Genomic DNA, 23,344 nt, shown 5'->3' with positions numbered 1-23,344 from the left:
CTTTTTTATTATAAGTCTATGAGTCAGATAATCAGCGTTTTAACCAAGATTTCGGATTCTGCGCTTCACTATTACGACGAATTTCAAAGTACAGCGATGGTCTGTCTTGACCACCTGTATCACCCGCGAGAGCAATCACTTCGCCGGCGGTGACTCGGTCGCCTTCTTTTTTAGTTAAGGCTTGGTTGTAACCATAGAGGGTCATGTCACCTTTGCCGTGGTCGAGCAGTACCACTAAACCGTATCCGCGCAGATACTCAGCAAATACGACAGTACCAGGATAAACGGCTTTCACTTGTTGACCATAGTTGGCAGACAACACCATACCCTTCCAGTTTACCTGCCCAGTTTGTCGCGTACCAAAGTTGTGTAACACACTGCCTTTGAGTGGCCAAGGCAACTTACCGCGCTGTTTGCCGAGTCCGTCCATTGGCACCGCATTACGCTTCGCTGCTTTGGCGATCTCTGCTTTTAAACGGGTTTCGTTGCGTTGCAGCTCGGCTAAGTAGCGTTTGTCATTCTTGATACTGCTCTGAATTTTATTCAGGGTTTGCTTACGCTTGGATTGTGTACTCGCTAGCGCTGTACGTTTTTCGGATTGCTGCTTGAGCAGAGTCTCGATTTGCTCTTTTTCTAGCTCGAGCTGGTTTTTGTTGTGCGCTAATTCTTGGGTTATTTTGGTGATCGCATCAATCACTTCAGCACGTGCTTTAGCTAAATGCTGGAAGTATTGGCTCATGCGGTCTTCTTCCACACCTTGATTTAACAAGTGACCATTGGCCTTCGCTCGCTCGGTTACGTAATACGTTTGCAGCAGCTGTTTGAGTTCTTCTTCTTGCTCTTGACGCTGTGCTTCTTGCAAGGCAATTTTCTCTTCCAGGTTTTCTATGTTTTTGTCTGCTTGTGCGAGGTTAGACTTGGTTTGTCGTATTTCACGCTCAAGCTTAGAAATACCAAGCTCTTGATCTTTTAGTGATTTCTGTAACTCATTGAGCTGCTTTTCTTGGGAAGAGAGCGATTTGCGCTGACGGCTTATCTCACTGGATACGCCTTTGAGCTCTTGCTGACTCACAGCAGAGGAGGTAATGGGATAAGTGGCAGATAAAGCACAAGTTAATAAAATAGCCGAGCGTAGAACAGGGTGATTTTGTTTTCGCACTTGAGAGTTACCTACCACGTTGTTGTCAAAAAGGTTTGTTGACGATTAAATACCATCTCCATGGATAAAGCTTTGCGACTTGCCGTTAAAGCCTTGATCCATATCGAGAGAGGGTTTGTCCGTTTTTGGACGTCCGACGATTTTTGCAGGCACGCCAGCCACCGTTGTGTGAGGAGGCACGGCTTGCAATACCACAGAGCAAGATCCGATTTTCGCGCCTTCACCGACTTCGATATTGCCAAGAATCTTTGCACCAGCTCCGATCATCACACCCTCGCGAATTTTCGGGTGACGATCACCGCATTCTTTACCAGTACCACCAAGGGTGACATCTTGCAGTATAGACACGTCGTTTTCGACCACGGCAGTTTCACCAATCACGATGCCTGTTGCATGGTCGAGCATGATACCACTACCAATGCGCGCTGCAGGGTGGATATCGACCTGACATGCTACCGAAATCTGATTTTGTAGGTAAGTCGCAAGAGCGTGACGACCTTGCTTCCACAGCCAGTTTGCTACTCGGTAGCCTTGCAGTGCGTGATAGCCTTTTAGGTACAGCAATGGCATTGAGTACATTGAAACAGCAGGGTCGCGATTGACCGTGGCACAAATATCACAAGCCGCGCCGTCAGTGATGGTTGGATCAGCCGCAAAGGCTTCTTCAACCACTTCACGCACAGCCATCGCTGGCATGGAAGCGGTGTTCAATTTGTTAGCCAGAATATAACTCAGAGCGGCACACAAACTTTCATGCTTGATAATGGTGGCATGATAGAAGCTTGCCAGCATAGGCTCTTGTTCTGACATTTCACGGGCTTCTGAGACAATTTTGTTCCAGACTTTTTGTTTTTCGCAGTGTTTCATTCTCAATATCCAGAGTGGTTCTTCCGTGACCCGACAACTTCAATTTTTCTCAGATGAGCTGCAAAGGGCGGTAGATTGCTACTTTCCTTCGGCTTTTTTGTCACGAGCAAGTAAATCTTGCGCTGCTAAGCGCGCATCTTTTCCTTGATACAATACTTGATAAATTTGATCAACTATCGGCATCTCAACACCCATACGTTGAGAAAGTAGCCATACTTCTTTTGTATTGCGGTAACCTTCAACCACTTGACCAATTTCTTCTTGAGCCGTATCAACGTCTTTACCTTGGCCTAATGCCAAGCCAAAGCGTCGGTTACGTGATTGGTTATCGGTACATGTCAGGACAAGATCGCCTAAACCCGCCATGCCCATAAAGGTTTCTGGCTGTGCACCCAGCGCAGCACCAAGGCGACTCATTTCAGCCAAGCCACGAGTAATTAATGCGGTACGAGCATTGGCGCCAAAACCGATACCATCAGACATACCCGCACCAATCGCAATAACGTTTTTCACAGCGCCGCCCAATTGCATACCAATAAAGTCACTATTGGCGTATACGCGGAAGGTTTTGCTACAGTGGATTTTTTCTTGTAGATCCGCAACAAATTCAGAATCTGGAGACGCAACAGAGATTGCAGTCGGCATACCCATTGCGAGCTCTTTCGCAAACGTTGGGCCAGACAATACTGCTAGTGAGTAGTTTTCACCGATAATGTCATAAGCAACGTCTTTCAGTAGGCGCCCCGTTTCAGGTTCAAGCCCTTTGGTTGCCCAACAGATGCGAGAGTCTTCGCGCAAGAATGGTTTACAGCTGTTTAGCACGATGCCAAAGACATGGCTTGGAACCACAACCAACAAATCTCGGCTTGCTTGAACGGCTTTTTCTAAATCCGATTCAATGATCAAGCTTTCAGGGAAATCAACACCTGGTAAGAAGGCATGGTTAGCTCGGTCTGCTTCTAGGCGAGCCATGTGCTCTGGCTCGTGTCCCCAAAGGACAACGTTCGCGCCGTTACGAGCGAGTGAGATTGCCAAAGAGGTGCCGTATGAGCCTGCGCCAATCACAGTCATTGCGATGTCTTTACCGTAAGCATTGTTTGTATTTGCTTGTGTCATGCTACCGCCTAATTGTCTTGCTACTAGTAGAATCTAGTTCCTAATCGTCAAATTTTACGCCTTCTGGCGATTAGGAACTAGGAACTTTTGTCAGAAATAAAAAATGCACATTGCATCGGATGGTAGACGCTCTGTGCATTTTATTTGATTCGGTGACGTCAGCACTGTGGCTATTCGTCACTTATAAAACGTGAATTACGCTTCAGCTTCGCCTTGTTGAGCTTGCTGTTGTAGGTAGTTCATGAATAGCGCGTCAAAGTTTACTGGCGCTAGGTTCAGTTGAGGGAACGTACCTTTAACGACTAGACTTGAGATAGTTTCACGAGCGTATGGGAATAGGATGTTCGGGCAGAATGCGCCTAGGCAATGTGCAAGTTGACCAGCTTCCATTTGTTCAGCAGTGAAGATACCACCTTGTTGAACTTCACATAGGAACGCAGTCTCTTCTTCGTTCTTCACAGTAACGGTTAGACGTAGAACAACTTCGTACACGCCTTCACCAAGCTCACGGCTTTGAGTGTCTAGGTCTAGTTTAACGTCTGGGTTCCACTCTTTCTGGAAAATTACTGGAGAGTTCGGCGCTTCAAAAGAAACGTCTTTTAGGAAGATGCGTTGAATTGCGAAGTTTTGTTGTGCGTCTTGAGGTGCTGCTTCAGCCATTTTTTAATCCTTAAATCAATATTTGTTGAGCCTAGAAACGTCTAAGCTCAGAAAACTGGTATGTCCTGAGACTAACTGAGCCAATCTACCTTGACTAGATGAAGCGTGTATTACGTGCAAAGCGTCACAACTTAGTGCTCCAACTGCTTTCAATTTGCTCAGTTTTTTGTCCGCGAGGCTTGGTAAAAGCGCGTTTAAACGCGAACTTTCGTTCTTGCCACGTTCCTACTTTTTACCGCGAACTAACGGCAGGTTCGCTTCGTTCCACGCAATCAAACCATTTTTTAGTAGGCTCACTTTTTCGAAGCCAGCTTTTACTAATAGGTTTGCGCTTTCTTGAGCGGTCTGTCCTGTCTTGCATACCACAATGATTGGGTCTGATTTGTGGTTTTCAAGGCTACTCAAGTTACCCGCTTTGATGTCTGACGGTAAAATGTGAAGTGAGTCGGTGATATGACCTTTTTTGAACTCGTCCTTGGTACGGATATCCACTACAACGCCGTTTTCACGGTTCATAAGATGAGTCAGTTGGTTTACGTTGATTTCTTTGTATGCGGCTGTCGCTGACTTCACGATGTTCATGATAAAGGCGACAAGAAGACCTACCCAAACCAAAGATAGAATCATGTTCTGTTGGAAAAATTCAATGTACTCTTGCATGTCTTGAGCTCTTACGCTGTTGGCGGAAAAATAAAGCAGGAGTATAGCGAGGTTACGGCTCTTAGGCGAGAGGGTTAAAATTTTCTAACGAATAATTGAGATCTCTATAAACCCGTTATGCCCTTACTATCCGTACATTTCGCTCTGGTAGCTTGATTGCTTTGGCCTATTGGACTTATCGGTTTAAGTGACTTCTGTTTTACTGAGAAAAGAGAACAATAAGTATTAACCCATCTTGTTTGATGTTGCTTTAAATTAGCACTGTTTCAAGTGCAAAAATAAGAATGAGAAGCGTAAGAAAACCGAACTTAGACTGGGGTGTACAAAGCGTATTAGAAATGACTATGCTTGTGGAACACGTTTGTCGGCACTGACTCGTTGTTCGCTTAACTTGTAAGATAGCAACAATAAATCGCAAACATTATTTGATCTTAACCTACAGTTTTGGTTAAAAAGTGTAGTAAAATTACGCTAGTTTTGTTTCAAGGTTAGATAGGGCAGCGAGGCCCTACGCCAAAAGTTACTTAAATTTGATGAGGTCATCACTATGTCAGCTAAGAAGCCACTGGCTCTAGTTATCCTTGACGGTTACGGTTACCGTGAAGACACAGCAAGTAACGCAATTGCGAATGCGAAAACACCAGTAATGGATGCTCTGATTGCGAATAACCCACACACATTAATCTCTGCTTCAGGCATGGATGTTGGCCTTCCTGATGGTCAAATGGGTAACTCTGAAGTTGGTCACACTAACATTGGTGCAGGCCGCGTTGTATACCAAGACCTGACTCGTATCACTAAATCAATTGCGGATGGTGAGTTCGAACAAACGCCTGCGCTAGTTGAAGCAATCGACTCTGCTGTGAAAGCTGAAAAAGCAGTACACATCATGGGCCTGGTGTCTCCAGGCGGTGTTCACTCTCACGAAGACCACATTTACGCTGCAGTTGAAATGGCAGCGGCGCGTGGCGCAGAGAAAATCTACCTACACTGCTTCCTAGACGGCCGTGACACACCACCACGTAGTGCTGAAAACTCACTACAACGTTTCCAAGACCTATTTGCGAAACTAGGTAAAGGCCGCGTTGCTTCTCTAGTAGGTCGTTACTACGCAATGGACCGTGACAACAACTGGGATCGCGTCCAAGTTGCTTACGATCTTCTAACTCAAGCTAAAGCTGAGTTCACAGCAGAAACGGCAGTTGCAGGTCTAGAAGCGGCTTACGCTCGTGAAGAAAACGACGAATTCGTTAAAGCAACAGCTATCAAAGCAGAAGGTCAAGAAGACGCAATCATGCAAGATGGTGATGCGGTTATCTTCATGAACTACCGTGCTGACCGTGCACGTCAAATCACTCGTGCATTCGTTCCTGCATTTGACGGCTTTGAGCGTGCAGTATTCCCAGCAATCAACTTTGTGATGCTGACTCAATACGCGGCTGATATCCCTCTAGCTATCGCATTCCCACCTGCGTCTCTAGAAAACACTTACGGTGAGTGGCTATCTAAACAAGGTCAAACTCAGCTACGTATCTCTGAAACAGAGAAATACGCACACGTGACTTTCTTCTTCAACGGTGGTGTTGAGAACGAATTCGAAGGCGAAGAGCGTCAGTTGGTTGCTTCTCCAAAAGTTGCAACGTACGACATGCAGCCTGAAATGAGCTCTCCAGAACTAACAGAGAAGATGGTTGCGGCTATCAAGTCTGGTAAGTTCGATACCATCATCTGTAACTACCCGAATGCAGATATGGTTGGTCACACTGGCGTTTATGAAGCGGCTGAGAAAGCAATCGAAGCTCTAGATGAAAGCGTGGGTAAAGTGGTTGAAGCAATCAAAGAAGTTGGCGGTCAACTATTGATCACTGCGGACCACGGTAACGCAGAAATGATGATCGACCCTGAAACTGGCGGCATCCACACTGCTCACACTAACCTACCAGTACCTCTAATCTATGTAGGTGACAAAGCGGTTGAATTCAAAGAAGGCGGTAAACTGTCTGACCTTGCACCAACCATGCTTTCTCTAGCTGGTCTAGAAATCCCAGCAGAAATGACGGGTGAAGTATTAGTTAAATAAATAATTAACTAACGGCTCCGAATGACAAAAGCCCGAGTTTAAACTCGGGCTTTTTTGTATCTGGCAATAAGGGCTGGTCTGTAAGGTTACTGAACCAAAATGCCCGCACCAATCACAGCTAGGGCTGCGCCCAACCATGCAAATCGGTTTGGTCGGCGTTTAGTGTAAATCCAGAGCAGTGGTAGCAACATAATTGGCGTGGTTGAAGATAGAAGTGCAACCATACCTACATTTCCTTCTTGCAGTGCGTATAAGATTAGCGTCATGCCGACGGCCATCGCCAAGAAACCATTAAGGGCAGTAATACCAAATATGCGCCAAGTAATGTGTTGCGTCGAGCGAGCGACTTTGACTCCTAGAATTAACAACATGCTGTGGGCGAAAAAGGCACTGATCATTCGAATAGCAGAAGCCGCAACTGGGTCAATACTGGTTTGCATTACTGGCTTGGCGATGATGCCGCCCAATGCTTGGCACATTGCTGCGGTTAAGCCAAGTCCAATACCCACCCAGATGTTACCTTTAATGTCTTCCAAGACGTTATTCACTTGACCTCTTCGGCCAAAGAATATCGCCATCACCACGCCGCTAAATACCAATGATGCGCCCAGTAGTTCTATTGTGGTCATGACTTCGCTAAATAAGAAGTAGCCCAAGATGGCAGAGAACACGGCGTGGCAAGAGAAGAGTAACCCGGCTTGTCTTGGCCCCATACGATTCAAACACGCGAATAGAGCGGTATCGCCAATAAAAATACCAATCAGTCCTGAGGCCATCATTGGCGTTACGTGTTCCCAAGAAACCGTTAACCAGCCGCCAGTTATCCAGGCCATTGTTGATAAGATTACGGCTGTGCAGCCCATACGCCAGCGGCTGTAAGAAAATGCGCCTAGGTGTTGTGCAGGAATGACCGAAATTAGGCTAGAAACTGCCCACAGAAAAGCGGCGCATAAAGCAAGCCATTCGTAACCCATGATGTGTCGACGTCCTTGTAGAGTAGAGGAGTCTTAATATGCACGAAATTTATGGGATGTAAAAGCCGCTCTGTAAGGGCAGTAGCTGGAGAGCAGCTCCATGACAACACGCTTTTTCATGGAGCTCTTCGATTAAAACAGTACCAAAACTGCGCCATACACGATAAGTAGACCAATCAAACCAAGAATCAGCCCCACTTTCGCCATGTCTTTGCTCTCGATGAGGCCTGTTGAATAAGCCAAAGAGTTTGGTGGTGTGGAAACCGGTAAGATCATGCCAAGTGATGCGGAGAAGGCGACGACAACCAGTAAACCTTGTAGGCCACCAACCGCAATAAGGCTTGGCATGGATGTACCAATAGCGGCAGCAATAGGCATCAATAAGTTTGCCGTTGCGGTATTAGACATAAAGTTCGCCATTAACCAACACACTACTGATAGGGCTAAAACAACGGCAAATGGTGATAGCAGGCTGTAATCAATGGCGTGCGCTAATGCTTCGGCTAAGCCCGTTTTGTCTAAGGCAATACCAATTGCTATACCACCGGCAACCAGCCATAAAACATCCCAGTTAATCAGCTTGAGCTCTTCTTTTCCCATAATGCCCGTTAACGTGAACACTGCTAGTGGGATAATCGCGACAACATATGTATTCATGCCATGCACTTTCGTTGTCATCCAAAGCAAAATGGTTAGTGCAAAAGTGATGTAGACGACGATCGCACGCCAGCTCTTTTTGAATGTACCATCTAGCTTTAGTTTCATTTCTGGTTCGCTAGACGGAAACAGCTTTTGCAACAAGAACCAAGCTACAGTGAGTTGTACCAACACAAAGGGTAGACCCATTGTCATCCACGATAGGAAGTCTATCGCGTTTTCTCCAGTGAGATATTGAAGCGCTATCGCATTAGGTGGCGTGCCTATCGGAGTCGCAATGCCGCCTGTATTCGCTGCAATTGGAATACACAACACCAGTGCTTTAATGCCTAAATCCCCTTTAGGTGCTGAAGCGACGATGGGGCCAAGCAGGGCTAGCATCATCACGGTCGTGGCAGTATTGGACATAAACATTGAAAAAACGGCGGTAATTAACATCAAGCCCAGCATGATGAACTTAGGTTGGGTGCCGAATGGTTTTAATAGAACTCGGGCGAGGTTGTTGTCGAGCTCGTATTTGGAAGCCGCAATCGCAAGAGCAAAACCACCCATAAAAAGAATAATGATCGGTGAAGAGAAGGCCGAGAAAATATCGGTGTAAGCAATTAACTCTCCTAAATCATGCCCCGCTGGTGGATTGCGAAATAGATGCAAACCTTTATCCGATATCATGATCAGTTCAAGAGCGATAATAAGAATGGACGTAGCAAAAACGGGAACCGGCTCGAGAACCCAAAGTAGGGCAGCAAGAAGAAAAATAGCTAACAGGCGATGCTGAATTAAAGTGAGATCGTCAATAGGAATAGCATCGATCGGCATCATCAAAACACCGAGCGGAATTAAAAAGCACACCAGCAATTTCGCCAACGTGTTTACACTCATCTTTGGCATTGGCTGCCCCTCTAAATATTCATTCTAAGCGCAGGATAATTGATTGTGGAATGAGGGTCTTAGAGGCAGGTATGAGTTTGAGAAATAGAGGCTAAATTTCGAACGGAGTTTTGCTTTTTATCAATAAAAAGAGCCCTGAATAAAGGGCTCTTAACGGTGTTTTACTCAATTTTTTAAGGCGTAAGGTGTGCCCATAACGGTTGGCTTACCGTTTTCCATGCTTGCGTCAAACTCAATCGCGTCTTTGGCAAACAGGTTAATAACAGTAGAACCCAGTTTGAAGCGGCCCATCTCTTCGCCTTTTTTCAAGATCACGGCCTTGTCACCCTCTGCTGGGTAATCCCATTTGTAGACAGTGTTTCCACGAGGCGGAGTGATCGTGCCAGCCCATATTTGCTCAATGCTACCAACAATTGTCGCACCAACAAGCACCTGTGCCATTGGACCAAACTCAGTATCGAAGATACACACCACACGCTCGTTACGTGCAAATAGGTTTGGTACGTTTTCTGCTGTCAGAGGGTTTACTGAGAACAGGTCACCTGGTACGTAAATCATTTGGCGCAGAGTGCCGTCACATGGCATGTGTACACGGTGGTAATCGCGCGGAGATAGGTACAATGTCGCAAAAGAACCATCTTTAAATTCGTCAGCTAAATTCGCGTCACCGCCCAGCAATTCTTGTGCTGAGAAGTGATGACCTTTTGCTTGGATAAGTTGACCATCTTCAATAGGGCCAAACTGGCTAACACAAGCGTCGGCTGGATGAGTGATGACGTTTTCGCCTTCAGAAATTGGGCGTGCGCCTTCTTTTAGCTCACGAACGAAAAACTCGTTGAACGTTTTAAAATGCTTAGGATCTGAGTGCTTTGCCTCATCCATATTCACATTGTATTGTTTGATAAACCAACGAATAACTGCTGTTGTTAGACCGCCAGCTTTTGCTGAAGCCAGTTTACCCATTAGGCGAGTGAGGCCGTGTTGTGGGATCCAGTACTGCAGTCCAACTTTAAACTTGTCCATCTTTAATTCCGATACTTCTGTTAGATTCGCGCTTTAGGGCGCGTGATGTTACTGAAATTTAATTTGCTTGTCAGTATTAGGTGAAGACTTTTTACACAGTTACAGCCTTAACTCAATTACAGATCGGCTTTTTTATTACGTGAATACTGACGATTTGCTTTGTTTTCAACCATGCTTTCCAAAATGCGATGATAGTTTTCAAAGCGAGTTTCGTTAATTTCCCCGTTCTCGACAGCTTCGCGTAGAAGGCAGCCTGGGTCATCATTGTGTTTACAATCTCGGAACTTGCAACCGCCTAAATATGGTCGAAATTCAACGAATGCTTTTGTTACTTCTTCTGCTTCCAAATGCCAAAGACCAAATTCACGTACTCCAGGTGAGTCGATCAAATCGCCACCCGTTGGAATGTGGTATAAACGTGCAGCCGTCGTGGTGTGTTGGCCCAAGCCAGAGTTCTCAGAGACTTCGCCTTCTTCCACTTCGCTCTCTAGTTCCGGCATTAACGCGTTGACTAAGCTGGATTTCCCTACGCCTGATTGACCAACAAAGATATTAATTCGATCACGCAGTAGGGTTTCTAGTTCAGCAATGCCTTCTCCAGACTTCTTGCTGACCAGAAGCACTTTATAGCCAATACGTTCATATTCTTTGAGCCATTCTTCATACATTGCACGGTCATCGGCTTCTAGAAGGTCGACTTTATTTAAGACCAACAATGGCGCAATATTCAGTGTTTCTGATGCAACGAGATAGCGGTCAATAATATTTAGCGATAGCTCTGGTAATACCGAAGAGACAATGACCATTTGATCAATATTGGCTGCAACGGGTTTTAGGCCATCGTAATAATCTGGACGAGTGAGCACTGAAGAGCGAGGTTCTACCGCTTCAACAACACCAGAGATGCCCGCCATAGACTCCAATCCTTCGCGCCATAAAACACGATCGCCAGATACTAGAGACTCAATACCACGGCGGAGGTTACAGCGTTGAATTTCGCCTGTTTCAAGGTCTTCAATGTCCGCGTGCTGACCAAAACGAGTGATCACGAGACCTTGCTTGCTGGCGCCTAGCATGTTTTCATCCCACTGGATGGAATCTTCTTGCTTCTTCAAACGCTTTTGTTGGTTGCTACGTACGCGTCGCACCTGACCTTTGGTTAACTTTTTCTTCTTTGCCACAATTCTGTACTTTATGTGAATTTACTCAAATGGTTGAGCCGTACTCTTGGCTCCGTGTATGAGTATCGTGTTTCTCGTATTTTGAGGTATAGTACCTCTTTTATCGATAAACAAATAGGCGGCGTAACCATGTCCTTTAGCGATCAAAACCTAATTTGGGTTGATTTAGAGATGACAGGGCTTGATCCTGAAACGCACAAAATCATCGAAATTGCTTCTATTGTCACGGATAGCGAACTAAATATTTTGGCTGAAGGTCCAGTGTTAGCGATTCATCAGCCGGAAGAAGAACTGGCGAAAATGGACGACTGGTGTACTAATACGCATACGGCAAGCGGTTTGGTGGAGCGCGTTCGAAACAGTCAAATCTCAGAACAAGACGCAGTCGCACAAACCATTGAATTTTTAGAAAAATGGGTGCCAAAAGGGGCGTCGCCAATATGTGGTAACAGCATTGGGCAGGATCGTCGCTTTTTATACAAGCATATGCCTGAGTTGGAAGAGTTCTTCCATTACCGATATGTTGACGTTAGTACTCTTAAAGAACTAGCACGTCGCTGGCAACCTGAGGTGCTAAATGGGTTCACAAAACAGGGAACACATTTGGCCTTGGACGACATTCGTGAGTCCATCGCAGAACTTAAGTACTATCGAGGTACTATTTTCAAGATTTAACTGTTAAGGTTGCGATCCAAATTGTTGTAATTTATATCGCTTTTGATTGCTTTTTCGTCGTTCAGTAAAAAAATAAAGTTTTTTTGAAGGAAGGACTTGCATCACAAAAAAATGCTCTTATAATTCGCAGCCCTAAACAGCGGAAACGTTGTTGATGCGACACTAGCTCAGTTGGTAGAGCGCAACCTTGCCAAGGTTGAGGTCACGAGTTCGAACCTCGTGTGTCGCTCCAGTTTCATAGTTCTCACGGTACTTAACGGTGACACAATACGGACGCGGGGTGGAGCAGCTTGGTAGCTCGTCGGGCTCATAACCCGAAGGTCGTCGGTTCAAATCCGGCCCCCGCAACCAATGCGACACTAGCTCAGTTGGTAGAGCGCAACCTTGCCAAGGTTGAGGTCACGAGTTCGAACCTCGTGTGTCGCTCCAGTTTTATAGTTCTCACGGTACTTAACGGTGACACAATACGGACGCGGGGTGGAGCAGCTTGGTAGCTCGTCGGGCTCATAACCCGAAGGTCGTCGGTTCAAATCCGGCCCCCGCAACCAATGCGACACTAGCTCAGTTGGTAGAGCGCAACCTTGCCAAGGTTGAGGTCACGAGTTCGAACCTCGTGTGTCGCTCCAGTTTTACAGTTCTCACGGTACTTAACGGTGACACAATACGGACGCGGGGTGGAGCAGCTTGGTAGCTCGTCGGGCTCATAACCCGAAGGTCGTCGGTTCAAATCCGGCCCCCGCAACCAAATTCCATTAATAGCGACTGCTGTTAATATGCGACACTAGCTCAGTTGGTAGAGCGCAACCTTGCCAAGGTTGAGGTCACGAGTTCGAACCTCGTGTGTCGCTCCAATATATAGCCCTCATCGTGCTCAACGGTGACAAAATGCGACACTAGCTCAGTTGGTAGAGCGCAACCTTGCCAAGGTTGAGGTCACGAGTTCGAACCTCGTGTGTCGCTCCAATATATAGCCTTTATCGTGCTTAACGGTGACAAAAGGCGACACTAGCTCAGTTGGTAGAGCGCAACCTTGCCAAGGTTGAGGTCACGAGTTCGAACCTCGTGTGTCGCTCCAGTTTCTTTTTATAAATGAAAGCAAAGCCTTCATCATCAACGAAGATGAAGCACTCGGACGCGGGGTGGAGCAGCTTGGTAGCTCGTCGGGCTCATAACCCGAAGGTCGTCGGTTCAAATCCGGCCCCCGCAACCAAATACAAGACGATAGATTGAGTACTTATTTAGTATACAATTGTTAAGTCGTCTACGGATGCGCCGCTTGATTCAACGCCTGCTTCTCGCAACCAATCACATCGCTCTTTTCATAATGCTGCGAAGCATGAATCCCCAAAAGCTAAACTTTTATCCGCATCATATGATGTCGGACGATTTCGTTTGTGTTTAAAACACGATATGAATCGGCTGACGTACAAGTATGATGAGGCTTCGCGTGTTTTATCTACTTTAATTAACAGAGTTATCCACATACGTCGTTCTGTGGATAAGTTGGTTGATAAAGTGTTTTTAGCTTGACTTTTTATGATGGGGAAGAAAGATCTTTTCTCTAAAATGAAGTTGAAACAACAAAGAAATACCAATTAAATCTTTGTTATATAAAGAAAAAATAAGTTTTTTGTCGGATCGAGTACGTTAAAATACGATCATTAACTGGTATTTTTTTGATCCTAGTCATTTCTCCGAGCTGTGTTTAACTTTTTTCTGCTAGCTTGTTTTTCTTGAATCTCAAATTTTTTTCCACATTACAAAATTGAGAACAAGGTCATGAATTGAACATGCAAAAGTACTTTCAATCTCTTGCATATAGACTACGCTCTATGCGTCTCTCGGCAGTCCCTTCTCGACTATCCTTATTAAGCGTTGCTTTTTCGTCTCTATAGATGAATTACTCTCAGTGGGGAGTTGATTCAGTTGCTCTGTCAAAGCCCATTTTATGTGCTCATCAAGTAATTTATTTTCACCTTGCCGACTTTCCAGCGCATCTATGATTCGCTGACTATATTCTGCATTACCAAGTGCGACAGCGATGTTACGTAGCCACTGTATATGACCAATACGACGGATAGCGGAGCCTTCCATATTTTTTAGAAAAGTCGCTTCATCCCAGTTAAACATGTCGACGAGGTCAGGGTTTTTGAAACTGTCACGACGGTGGAAATCATCTTGCTCCGTTATGTCGGCGTAGCGGTTCCATGGGCAAACCAATTGACAGTCGTCACAACCATAAATGCGGTTACCCATTGGCTTTCGAAACTCTTCAGGAATCACGCCATCGAACTCGATGGTGAGATAAGAGATACAACGCCTGGCATCGACAACTTTGTCTTCAACGATGGCTTGTGTTGGGCATGATGTAATGCATGCTTTGCATTTACCGCACTGATCAACGCTTGGCTCATCTACGGGTAGTGGTAAGTCGATAAGTAGTTCACCTAAAAAGAACCACGATCCACAGTCTTGATCTAAAATCAGGGAATGTTTCCCGGTCCAACCTAAGCCCGCTTTTTGGGCGAGAGGTCGCTCTAATATTGGTGCGGAATCAACGAAAGGTCGGTAACCATATTGACCAACCTCTTGTTCAATAAGTTTGCCGAGCTTATTTAGCTGCTTTCTGACGAGCTTGTGATAATCGCGCCCTAGTGCGTAGCGGCTAATATAGGCATGACTTTTATTCGCGAGGTTCGAAGCGAATTGAGCCTCTGGTGGCAGATAGTCCATCCGGACGCTGATAACACGAACGGTTCCCGGGAGTAGCTCATGGGGTCTAGCACGCATCATACCGTGACGAGCCATCCAATCCATTGAGCCGTGATAGCCTGCATCAAGCCATTTTTGTAGTGCTGCTTCATGTTCACTCAGATCAACGTCGCAGATCCCAACTTTTTGGAAGCCGAGTTCTTTTCCCCAAACTTTGATTTGTTGTGCGAGTTGTTCGTAGTTCATGTTAACCACCGGAATAAAGGGGGGCGGATCTTAACGGATCTCTGGCTTTGGTGCTACCCAGTTAGGTACGTTTTTGATGTTGTGAATACTGCTTATTGAAGTCATTTGCATATATTCTAAATCTAGGTCGATACTAAGATGATTAAGATACCGTTTATTGGATACTTTTTTCGCACATATGACATTTGAAAGCTTGTCTCTCAAAACCAACACGGTTTACTATTCCTGTTCTTTTGATTTTTATATAGTCAACGATCATTAGTTAGAGAAGCATCAATGAGCACGAAACAATTCAATTTAAAAGATGAGCATGAAACGGTTGCACTAGGCACCGCTTTGGCTCAGCTTTGTTCCCAGCAAACCACAATTTATCTGCATGGTGATTTGGGTGCAGGTAAAACAACCTTTAGTCGTGGTTTTGTCCGTGCTCTTGGTCATCAAGGTAACGTGAAAAGTCCAACTTATACTCTAGTCGAACCGTACCAGTTGGATCAGTGGCAAGTATATCACTTCGACCTTTATCGTCTTGCGGATCCTGAAGAGCTTGAGTTTATGGGGATTCGAGACTATTTCACAGACGATGCGATTTGCTTGGTTGAATGGCCTGAAAAAGGGCATGGCTTACTGCCACAACCGGATCTTGATGTAAACATTCGCTACCAAGGTGAGCAACGTGTAGCCGAACTAACAGCTAATAATGATTATGGTGTGCAGTTACTCAGTCGATTGGAGCTATGTTGAGTTTTTCAAATTTTAGAGTGGTGGCGACGTTTGTCGCCACTTTTCTCCTTCTCATCCCCAATTTAGCATTTGCTAACGTCGTTAAGAGTTTTCGAGTTTGGCCTTCACCTGATGAAACGCGTGTTGTCATCGATTTAGGCTCGGAAGCTGACTATTCCTATTTCTCTTTATCAGGGCCGGATCGCCTTGTCGTGGATTTAAAAAGCACGACGATGCAGGCCAAACTACCTGTTACTGTTACGGATAGCCCTGTTTTAAAACTGGTACGAAAAAGCTCGCCTCCAGAGAAGGGCACTTATCGTTTGGTGTTTGAACTAAAAAAGAGCGTTCAAGCGGAGTTATTTAAATTAAGCCCAACACCAGGTGGGCAGTATGGTCACCGCTTGGTGATTGATTTACCGCACGGTAAGAAGGCATCGACCTCTAAACCGAGTAAGCCAGCGGCGGCCAGCAAAGACATGAGTTCAGTTCAACGAGCTCAAGAAGTGTTAATTGTTATCGACCCTGGTCACGGTGGGGAAGACCCTGGCTCTATTGGCCCTTCACGTCGTAAGTACGAGAAAGATGCGGTATTGAGTATCTCAAGAAAAATTGCTGCTCAGCTCGATGCGACTCCTGGTATTAAAACGCGCATGACTCGTACGGGAGATTATTTTGTAAACTTAAACCGTCGTGTCGCGATTGCTCGTGAAAATGATGCGCACTTGCTGATTTCCATTCACGCAGATGCGTTTACTTCACCGAAGCCTCGCGGTGGATCGGTCTTCGTACTAAATACTCGTCGTGCAAATACCGAAATTGCTCGTTGGGTCGAGAACCATGAGAAACAGTCTGAGTTATTGGGCGGCTCGGGTAATGCGTTCTTCACGAAGACAAAAGATCGTAACGTGAACCAAACTTTGTTGGACTTGCAGTTTAGTCATTCACAAAAAGAAGGTTATAAGCTGGCAACAGAAATCCTAGGTGAGATGGGACGTGTTGCGCACCTGCATAACACCAAACCGATCAACACCAGCCTTGCGGTTTTACGCTCTCCACAGATTCCGTCTGTGCTAGTGGAAACGGGCTTTATTTCTAACCCAACAGAAGAGCGTTTACTGTTTCAACGAGCGCACCAAGATAAGTTAGCTCAGGCTATCACTAAGGCGGTCGTCAAGTACTTAAAAGATAACCCACCAGAGGGTACGGTGTTCTCGCCTTCAGCGAAGCCAATGGTACATATTGTAAAGCGTGGCGAGTCATTATCGGTGATCGCGAACAAATATGGGCTTAGCTCTAAAGCGCTGATGTCGGCAAACAACTTGAAGTCGACAGGCTTGGCAATTGGTCAGAAGCTCAACATTCCTTCTGCTGGTACGATTAAAGTGCCAAGTAAACCGATTACTGTTGAGACAGAAACCATTACGCACAAGGTTAAGTCTGGTGAGTTCTTAGGTAAGATTGCGAATCACTATAAAGTGAAGGTTTCAGATATCCGCCGAGAGAATAACTTGAAGTCAGATACCTTGTGGGTAGGGCAAAAGTTGAAGATAACGGTCGCGGTAAAAGATAAACCGATTCGTAAGCACAAGGTTTCTCGGGGTGAGTTCCTTGGCAAAATAGCGTCCAAATACGGCGTTAGCGTATCGAGCATTCGTAAAGCGAATAACTTACGCTCTGATCAGCTAGCGGTTGGGCAAGTCCTGATCATTCCAAACAAGTAGGTGAGCTTCTAACTCATTATGACGATTAAAATTTTGCCAGCCAGACTTGCAAACCAAATCGCCGCAGGGGAAGTGGTCGAAAGACCTGCTTCTGTGATTAAAGAACTGGTTGAAAATAGTCTTGATTCTGGCGCAACTCGAATCGATATCGATATCGAGAAAGGAGGCGCAAAGCTGATTCGTGTTCGTGATAACGGAAAAGGTATCGCGAAAGATGAACTTGGCTTAGCGCTCAGTCGTCATGCGACATCTAAGATACATACCTTAGATGATCTCGAAGCCATTATGAGTCTAGGTTTTCGCGGTGAAGCGTTAGCCAGTATTAGCTCAGTCTCGCGTTTGACGCTCACGTCGCGTCCTGCGGCACAAGAAGAAGCCTGGAGTGCCTACTCCGAAGGGCGTGATATGCAGGTGAAGCTTAAGCCAGCAGCGCACCCGATTGGCACGACTGTTGAGGTGTTGGACTTATTTTTTAATACTCCAGCGCGTCGCAAGTTTCTTCGTACGGAGAAAACCGAATTTGCTCATATTGATGAGTTATTGAAACGTATTGCGTTAAGCCGCTTTGATGTCACCATCAATGTGCGTCATAACGGCAAGATCATCCGTCAATATCGCGCGGCGAAAAATCAGCTTCAAACCGAAAAGCGTATTGCTGCTGTCTGCGGTAATGCGTTTGTGCGGCATATGCTCAGAATCGAGCTTGAGCATCAAGGGTTAAAGCTACATGGGTGGATTACCACGCCAGAGGGAGCAAGGCAGCAAAGCGATTTACAATATTGCTATGTGAATGGCCGAATGATGCGTGACAAATTAATCAATCACGCGATTCGTCAAAGCTATGAAATGAGCTTAAAGCCAGATCAGTTTGCTGCGTATGTGCTCTTTATTGAGCTAGATCCGCACCAAGTAGATGTGAATGTTCACCCTGCTAAGCATGAAGTGCGTTTCCACCAAGCTCGTTTGGTGCATGATTTCATCTATCAAGCTTTGACGGATGCACTTGCGCAAAGCGCCGTGATTGATAAACCACAGGTGAATGAATCGGCATTTCATCGCGTGGAACCGACTGAGTCCGAAGAGATTGAGCATTCGCCAGAGCCTGAAAATGTACAAGAGCCAGCATCTTCACCAGTACCAGAGCGGGTTTATCAAGCGATAGAGAGTACACCGGCTTATCCTGGACGCAGTGATTATGAAGTGAAGCCTCGTAATAGCGGTCCTAGTGAAACCTCCGTGCGAGAGGCGCGCGTAGTGGAGTCATTCAAACGTAATGATTGGGTGGAATCCAAACCTGCACCAAAGCCAAGTCACAGTAAAGAGCGCCACGTAGAACCAGCGCCAACTAAACAAGAAGTACGCGCTTATCACGAGCTGTTGAAAACGCCAGAGTTTGAGGCTCAGGCAGTCACTCCAATAGCGCCCCAAACGATAACTTCGCACACATCAATGCCATCGATTACTGCATTGGGCAAAGCGCTGATGGTGGTCGATGAACAATTTGTTTTGATGAGCAGTGACAGTGGGGCGGCGTTAGTCTCGTTACCTAGAGCAGAATTTTATCGTGTAAAAGGCCAGCTTTCTCCAAGCGATGGTGCACTCAAGGCACAACCTCTGCTTGTTCCTCTATCTATTAAGTTAGAGGCCGAATTAGTGAGACTGGCCCAAGATTATCAACAAGATTTGGCATTGCTTGGTATTCAATTGAAAGCGAGAAACGAGCACGCCTTAATGGTGATGGGCGTCCCAGCTCCGCTGCGTCAACAAAACTTACAAAATTTAGTACCAGATCTGTTATCTTACGCGCAATCTTGTGTGAACGAAGGTATAGCAGCGGCTCAGATGCTGTCTGAGTTGATAGATTGGCTCGCATTACAGGTCACGACAGTGAAGAGTCACTATACTTTTTCTGAAGCCATTCAAATTATTGCGGAACTTGAACAGCTAAGACATGGTCAATTGCCATTAGAAGATACAAAATTCGTATCCGCTGTTGATTTCTCTGCCACGATAGCCAAATTAAAACCATGACAGATAAACTACCTTTGGCGCTATTTTTAATGGGGCCAACTGCATCAGGCAAAACTGAGCTGGCGATTCGTCTTCGTCAAAAATTTCCGGTTGAGATCATCAGTGTTGATTCTGCTTTGATCTACAAAGGGATGGATATCGGTACGGCGAAACCGGATGAAAAAGAGTTAAGTTTGGCGCCTCATCGCTTGATAGATATTTTGGATCCAAGTGAATCTTACTCTGTCGCCGACTTTCGTCGAGATGCATTGAAAGCGATGGATGATATTGTTGCAGAAGGAAAAATTCCACTTCTTGTGGGTGGAACAATGCTGTATTACAAGGCGTTACTTGAAGGTTTATCACCACTTCCTGCTGCAAATCCTGAAATTCGTCAGCAAATTGAACAAGAGGCATTGACTAAAGGTTGGTCAGTGTTGCACGATGAACTCAAAGAGGTTGATCCTGTGTCAGCCGCGAGAATCCATCCCAATGATCCCCAACGTTTATCTCGGGCATTGGAAGTTTTTCGCATTTCAGGTAAAACTTTGACTGAATTGACTCAAACGAAAGGTGAAAGCCTACCATACCGAGTCAAGCAGTTTGCAATAGCTCCCAAGGATAGGGCAGAACTTCACCGTCGGATTGAACTCCGTTTCGAGAAGATGATGGAAGCGGGCTTTGAAGAAGAAATGAAAGCGTTACATTCGCGAAAAGATCTTCACCCCGATCTTCCTTCCATACGATGCGTCGGTTATCGACAGATGTGGGAGTATTTAGATGGGGAGTGTACACGTGACGAAGCGGTATTTCGTGGCGTATGCGCGACTCGTCAATTGGCCAAGCGTCAAATCACCTGGTTACGCAGCTGGGATGATTTAACTTGGTTGGATAGCGAGAACATTGAACAGGCATTAGAAACGATGTCGGAAGCAATAGCATCTGATTGACATAGCTGTGTATAATGTGATCGTTTTTGCGTGAACGCACTCTCAAAGGATCTGTTGTTGGCGGTTTTTATACTATGCTGCTAATTACTTAGAGTGCATTTTTGATTCGTTTAGCTCAGATGCAAAAGCCGTATCTTTTGCATTGCACCACTAGCTAAATAATTACAACTACAAATTAAATAAGGAAAATAAAAATGGCTAAGGGGCAATCTCTACAAGACCCATTTCTAAACGCGCTACGTCGTGAGCGTATCCCGGTATCTATCTACCTTGTGAATGGTATTAAACTACAAGGTCAGATCGAATCATTCGATCAATTTGTGATCCTGCTGAAGAATACTGTTAACCAAATGGTGTACAAGCACGCGATCTCAACAGTTGTGCCGGCTCGTCCAGTGAGCCATCACAGCGGTGAACGTCCACAAGGTGAGCGTCCACAAGAGAAATCAGAAGATTAATTCTTCATCGAGTATTTTTAAAATAAGGAGTTGATTGCTTGTTTGACCGTTATGAATCCGGTGAGCGAGCCGTACTTGTTCATATCAACTTCACGCAAGAAGGTGAATGGGAAGATCTGGCTGAGTTCGAAATGCTGGTTTCTTCTGCTGGGGTAGAGGCGCTACAAGTGGTAACTGGTAGTCGTCAATCCCCACACCCGAAATACTATGTCGGAGAGGGTAAGGCCCAAGAGATTGCTACAGCGGTACAATCAACGGGTGCCGAAATTGTGATTTTTAATCACGCCCTCTCTCCTGCCCAAGAACGTAACCTCGAAGCACTGTGCCAATGTCGAGTTCTCGACCGCACTGGTCTTATTCTCGATATCTTTGCTCAACGAGCTCGAACACACGAAGGTAAGCTACAGGTAGAGCTGGCTCAACTTCGTCATATCTCTACTCGTTTGATTCGTGGTTGGACGCACCTTGAAAGGCAGAAAGGTGGTATCGGTTTACGTGGCCCGGGTGAAACCCAGCTGGAAACCGACCGTCGCTTATTGCGTGACAGAATCAAAGCCATCCTGCGACGCTTAGACAAAGTAGCGAAGCAGCGTGAACAAGGGCGCCGCGCCCGAAATCGAGCTGAAATCCCAACGGTTTCACTTGTGGGTTACACCAACGCGGGTAAGTCGACACTCTTCAACCGTATTACAGAAGCTGGCGTGTACGCGGCTGATCAATTATTTGCTACTTTGGACCCGACTTTACGTAAGATAGAGTTAGCAGATGTTGGCCCTGCCATCTTGGCAGACACGGTTGGTTTTATTCGACATTTGCCACACGACTTGGTTGCGGCCTTCAAGGCAACCTTGCAGGAAACGCAAGAAGCTGACATTTTGTTACATGTTGTTGATGCCAGTGATGAGCGTTTTCGTGAGAATATTCAAGCTGTTCATGAAGTACTAGAAGAGATCGACGCGCATGAAGTGCCGACTCTGGTTGTCATGAACAAAATCGACAATCTAGATTCGCAGAAACCACGTATAGAACGAGACGAGGAAGGCGTACCTCGCGCAGTTTGGGTTTCAGCAATGGATGGGTTGGGCATTGATGTCCTGTTTGAGGCTCTGACGGAACGTCTGGCGTCACAAATGGTCGAGCATCAGTTGCGAATTCCTCCACAGTATCAAGGACGATTCCGTAGTACCTTCTTCCAAATGAAGTGTATTCAACGTGAGGAATATGACCAGGATGGTAACTTGTTGATCGATATTCGAATGCAGCAAGTAGATTGGTCTAGACTTGAAAAAAGAGAAGGGGCAGTTTTGACTGGCTTTATAGTCACTTAAAGGACTGCTACAGTATAACGTCATATCAAATGATGGAGCTTTCTAATGGCGTGGAATGAGCCTGGAAATAACAACGGCAACAATGGCCGCGATAATGACCCTTGGGGTAATAATAATCGTGGTGGCCAGCGTCCTGGTGGCCGAGATCAAGGTCCGCCAGATTTAGATGAAGTGTTCAACAAACTGAGTCAAAAGCTGGGCGGCAAGTTTGGTAAAAAAGGCGGCGGTGGTTCTCCAATCGGCGGCGGTGGTGGTAGTGCAATTGGCTTTGGCGTGATTGCTCTGATTGCTGTTGCAGTTTGGTTCTTCGCTGGTTTTTACACCATCGGTGAAGCAGAGCGTGGTGTTGTACTGCGTTTAGGTAAATACGATCGTATCGTAGACCCAGGTCTTAACTGGCGTCCTCGCTTTATTGATGAGTACGAAGCGGTAAACGTACAAGCGATTCGTTCACTACGTGCATCTGGTCTAATGCTGACCAAAGATGAAAACGTTGTAACAGTTGCGATGGATGTTCAGTACCGAGTGACTGACCCATACAAATACTTGTACCGTGTAACCAATGCAGACGACAGCTTGCGTCAAGCAACGGATTCTGCACTACGTGCAGTAATTGGTGACTCATTGATGGATAGCATTCTAACCAGTGGTCGTCAGCAAATTCGTCAAACTACGCAAGAAACACTGAACCAAATCATTGATAGCTATGATATGGGTCTGGTACTTGTTGATGTGAACTTCCAGTCTGCTCGTCCACCAGAGCAAGTGAAAGATGCGTTTGATGATGCAATCGCAGCACGTGAGGATGAAGAGCGTTTCATTCGTGAAGCTGAAGCATACAAGAACGAAATCTTGCCTAAGGCAACGGGTCGTGCAGAGCGTTTGAAGAAAGAAGCACAAGGTTACAATGAGCGTGTCACTAACGAGGCTCTTGGTCAGGTAGCACAGTTCGAAAAACTATTACCAGAATACCAAGCAGCGCCTGGTGTAACGCGTGATCGTCTGTACATTGACGCAATGGAAGAGGTGTACTCAAGCACTTCGAAAGTGTTGATTGACTCGGAATCAAGCGGCAATCTTCTTTACCTTCCAATCGATAAGTTGGCGGGACAAGAGGGCAAAGCAGATACCAAACGTAAATCGAAGTCATCTTCAACCTATGATCAAATTCAACTTGAGTCTGATCGTACACAAGAAGACACTTCGAACACGCAGTCTCGTTCAACAGGTTCACGTCAAGGGAGATACTAAGA

General features: G+C 45.8%; 19 protein-coding genes and 10 tRNA genes. 19 read left to right on the top strand and 10 right to left on the bottom strand.

What is annotated here, in order from left to right; genetic code table 11:
• Positions 1-31 precede the first annotated feature (31 nt).
• From N646_RS09525 to N646_RS09505, 5 genes are all read right to left on the bottom strand, one after another.
• Positions 32-1,177, bottom strand: a complete 1,146-nt coding sequence (locus tag N646_RS09525) for a murein hydrolase activator EnvC family protein (protein ID WP_005381476.1) — start codon at positions 1,175-1,177, stop codon at positions 32-34.
• A gap of 27 nt (positions 1,178-1,204) precedes the next feature.
• Positions 1,205-2,026 carry a serine O-acetyltransferase gene (gene cysE / locus N646_RS09520; RefSeq protein WP_005381475.1) on the bottom strand — a complete coding sequence of 274 codons (822 nt, stop codon included), beginning with the start codon at positions 2,024-2,026 and terminating at the stop codon, positions 1,205-1,207.
• Between the two features lie 78 nt (positions 2,027-2,104).
• On the bottom strand, positions 2,105-3,142 hold the full coding sequence (gene gpsA / locus N646_RS09515; protein WP_005381474.1) for an NAD(P)H-dependent glycerol-3-phosphate dehydrogenase: 1,038 nt from the start codon (positions 3,140-3,142) through the stop codon (positions 2,105-2,107).
• A 195-nt stretch (positions 3,143-3,337) separates the two neighbouring features.
• Positions 3,338-3,802 (bottom strand): protein-export chaperone SecB, encoded by a 465-nt coding sequence (gene secB, locus N646_RS09510; protein WP_005386410.1) that lies wholly within the window; start codon positions 3,800-3,802, stop codon positions 3,338-3,340.
• 225 nt (positions 3,803-4,027) lie between these two features.
• Positions 4,028-4,462 carry a rhodanese-like domain-containing protein gene (locus N646_RS09505; protein ID WP_017821835.1) on the bottom strand — a complete coding sequence of 145 codons (435 nt, stop codon included), beginning with the start codon at positions 4,460-4,462 and terminating at the stop codon, positions 4,028-4,030.
• A gap of 547 nt (positions 4,463-5,009) precedes the next feature.
• On the opposite strand from N646_RS09505, the gene gpmM reads away from it, so the two are divergent.
• Entirely contained in the window at positions 5,010-6,542 is a 1,533-nt protein-coding gene (gene gpmM, locus N646_RS09500) for a 2,3-bisphosphoglycerate-independent phosphoglycerate mutase (protein ID WP_017821836.1), read from the top strand.
• A gap of 86 nt (positions 6,543-6,628) precedes the next feature.
• Here gpmM and N646_RS09495 read toward each other — a convergent pair whose 3' ends face one another.
• From N646_RS09495 to rsgA, 4 genes are all read right to left on the bottom strand, one after another.
• Positions 6,629-7,516 (bottom strand): DMT family transporter, encoded by an 888-nt coding sequence (locus N646_RS09495; RefSeq protein WP_005386417.1) that lies wholly within the window; start codon positions 7,514-7,516, stop codon positions 6,629-6,631.
• A 132-nt stretch (positions 7,517-7,648) separates the two neighbouring features.
• Positions 7,649-9,064, bottom strand: coding sequence for an SLC13 family permease (locus tag N646_RS09490; RefSeq protein WP_005386418.1), 1,416 nt, complete (start codon positions 9,062-9,064; stop codon positions 7,649-7,651).
• Between the two features lie 165 nt (positions 9,065-9,229).
• On the bottom strand, positions 9,230-10,087 hold the full coding sequence (gene asd / locus N646_RS09485; RefSeq protein ID WP_017821837.1) for an archaetidylserine decarboxylase: 858 nt from the start codon (positions 10,085-10,087) through the stop codon (positions 9,230-9,232).
• Between the two features lie 116 nt (positions 10,088-10,203).
• A complete protein-coding gene (rsgA, locus tag N646_RS09480; protein WP_005386419.1) occupies positions 10,204-11,268 on the bottom strand; it encodes a small ribosomal subunit biogenesis GTPase RsgA in 1,065 nt (354 codons plus the stop codon).
• Between the two features lie 129 nt (positions 11,269-11,397).
• Between rsgA and orn the strand changes: the two genes are divergently transcribed.
• The 11 genes from orn (at position 11,398) to N646_RS09425 (ending at position 13,153) form a co-directional block, all read left to right on the top strand.
• Positions 11,398-11,943: an oligoribonuclease gene (gene orn, locus N646_RS09475; protein ID WP_017635574.1), complete on the top strand. Its 546-nt coding sequence runs from the start codon at positions 11,398-11,400 to the stop codon at positions 11,941-11,943.
• Between the two features lie 156 nt (positions 11,944-12,099).
• Positions 12,100-12,175 (top strand) — tRNA-Gly (locus tag N646_RS09470).
• Between the two features lie 42 nt (positions 12,176-12,217).
• Positions 12,218-12,294: transfer RNA gene (locus N646_RS09465), tRNA-Met, on the top strand.
• A gap of 2 nt (positions 12,295-12,296) precedes the next feature.
• Positions 12,297-12,372 (top strand) — tRNA-Gly (locus N646_RS09460).
• A 42-nt stretch (positions 12,373-12,414) separates the two neighbouring features.
• Positions 12,415-12,491: transfer RNA gene (locus N646_RS09455), tRNA-Met, on the top strand.
• Between the two features lie 2 nt (positions 12,492-12,493).
• Positions 12,494-12,569, top strand: a tRNA-Gly gene (locus N646_RS09450).
• Between the two features lie 42 nt (positions 12,570-12,611).
• Positions 12,612-12,688: transfer RNA gene (locus N646_RS09445), tRNA-Met, on the top strand.
• A gap of 30 nt (positions 12,689-12,718) precedes the next feature.
• A tRNA-Gly gene (locus tag N646_RS09440) sits at positions 12,719-12,794 on the top strand.
• Between the two features lie 36 nt (positions 12,795-12,830).
• Positions 12,831-12,906 (top strand) — tRNA-Gly (locus tag N646_RS09435).
• Between the two features lie 36 nt (positions 12,907-12,942).
• A tRNA-Gly gene (locus N646_RS09430) sits at positions 12,943-13,018 on the top strand.
• Positions 13,019-13,076: 58 nt separating this feature from the next.
• Positions 13,077-13,153: transfer RNA gene (locus N646_RS09425), tRNA-Met, on the top strand.
• Between the two features lie 620 nt (positions 13,154-13,773).
• Here N646_RS09425 and queG read toward each other — a convergent pair.
• On the bottom strand, positions 13,774-14,901 hold the full coding sequence (gene queG / locus N646_RS09420) for a tRNA epoxyqueuosine(34) reductase QueG (RefSeq protein WP_005381370.1): 1,128 nt from the start codon (positions 14,899-14,901) through the stop codon (positions 13,774-13,776).
• 276 nt (positions 14,902-15,177) lie between these two features.
• On the opposite strand from queG, the gene tsaE reads away from it, so the two are divergent.
• The 7 genes from tsaE to hflK all read left to right on the top strand — a co-directional run bounded on the left by tsaE (position 15,178) and on the right by hflK (position 23,342).
• Complete coding sequence (gene tsaE, locus N646_RS09415; RefSeq protein ID WP_005381372.1) at positions 15,178-15,642, top strand: tRNA (adenosine(37)-N6)-threonylcarbamoyltransferase complex ATPase subunit type 1 TsaE; 465 nt, start codon at positions 15,178-15,180, stop codon at positions 15,640-15,642.
• A complete protein-coding gene (locus N646_RS09410; RefSeq protein ID WP_005381374.1) occupies positions 15,636-17,345 on the top strand; it encodes an N-acetylmuramoyl-L-alanine amidase in 1,710 nt (569 codons plus the stop codon). Before tsaE ends, N646_RS09410 begins: the two co-directional genes overlap by 7 nt.
• 18 nt (positions 17,346-17,363) lie before the next feature.
• Positions 17,364-19,376 carry a DNA mismatch repair endonuclease MutL gene (gene mutL / locus N646_RS09405; protein ID WP_017633727.1) on the top strand — a complete coding sequence of 671 codons (2,013 nt, stop codon included), beginning with the start codon at positions 17,364-17,366 and terminating at the stop codon, positions 19,374-19,376.
• On the top strand, positions 19,373-20,305 hold the full coding sequence (miaA, locus tag N646_RS09400; RefSeq protein ID WP_005395375.1) for a tRNA (adenosine(37)-N6)-dimethylallyltransferase MiaA: 933 nt from the start codon (positions 19,373-19,375) through the stop codon (positions 20,303-20,305). The genes mutL and miaA overlap by 4 nt, the downstream gene beginning before the upstream one ends.
• 194 nt (positions 20,306-20,499) lie before the next feature.
• The gene (gene hfq, locus N646_RS09395; protein WP_005381379.1) at positions 20,500-20,763 is read left to right on the top strand and encodes an RNA chaperone Hfq; all 264 of its coding nucleotides are present in this window, start codon (positions 20,500-20,502) and stop codon (positions 20,761-20,763) included.
• 38 nt (positions 20,764-20,801) lie between these two features.
• Positions 20,802-22,091: a ribosome rescue GTPase HflX gene (gene hflX, locus N646_RS09390; RefSeq protein WP_005381380.1), complete on the top strand. Its 1,290-nt coding sequence runs from the start codon at positions 20,802-20,804 to the stop codon at positions 22,089-22,091.
• Between the two features lie 45 nt (positions 22,092-22,136).
• Complete coding sequence (hflK, locus tag N646_RS09385; RefSeq protein ID WP_017633728.1) at positions 22,137-23,342, top strand: FtsH protease activity modulator HflK; 1,206 nt, start codon at positions 22,137-22,139, stop codon at positions 23,340-23,342.
• Positions 23,343-23,344 lie beyond the last annotated feature (2 nt).

This window comes from Vibrio alginolyticus NBRC 15630 = ATCC 17749 (genome assembly GCF_000354175.2).
GTDB classification, from domain to species: domain Bacteria; phylum Pseudomonadota; class Gammaproteobacteria; order Enterobacterales; family Vibrionaceae; genus Vibrio; species Vibrio alginolyticus.
This window is presented reverse-complemented; position numbering and strand designations above follow the sequence as displayed.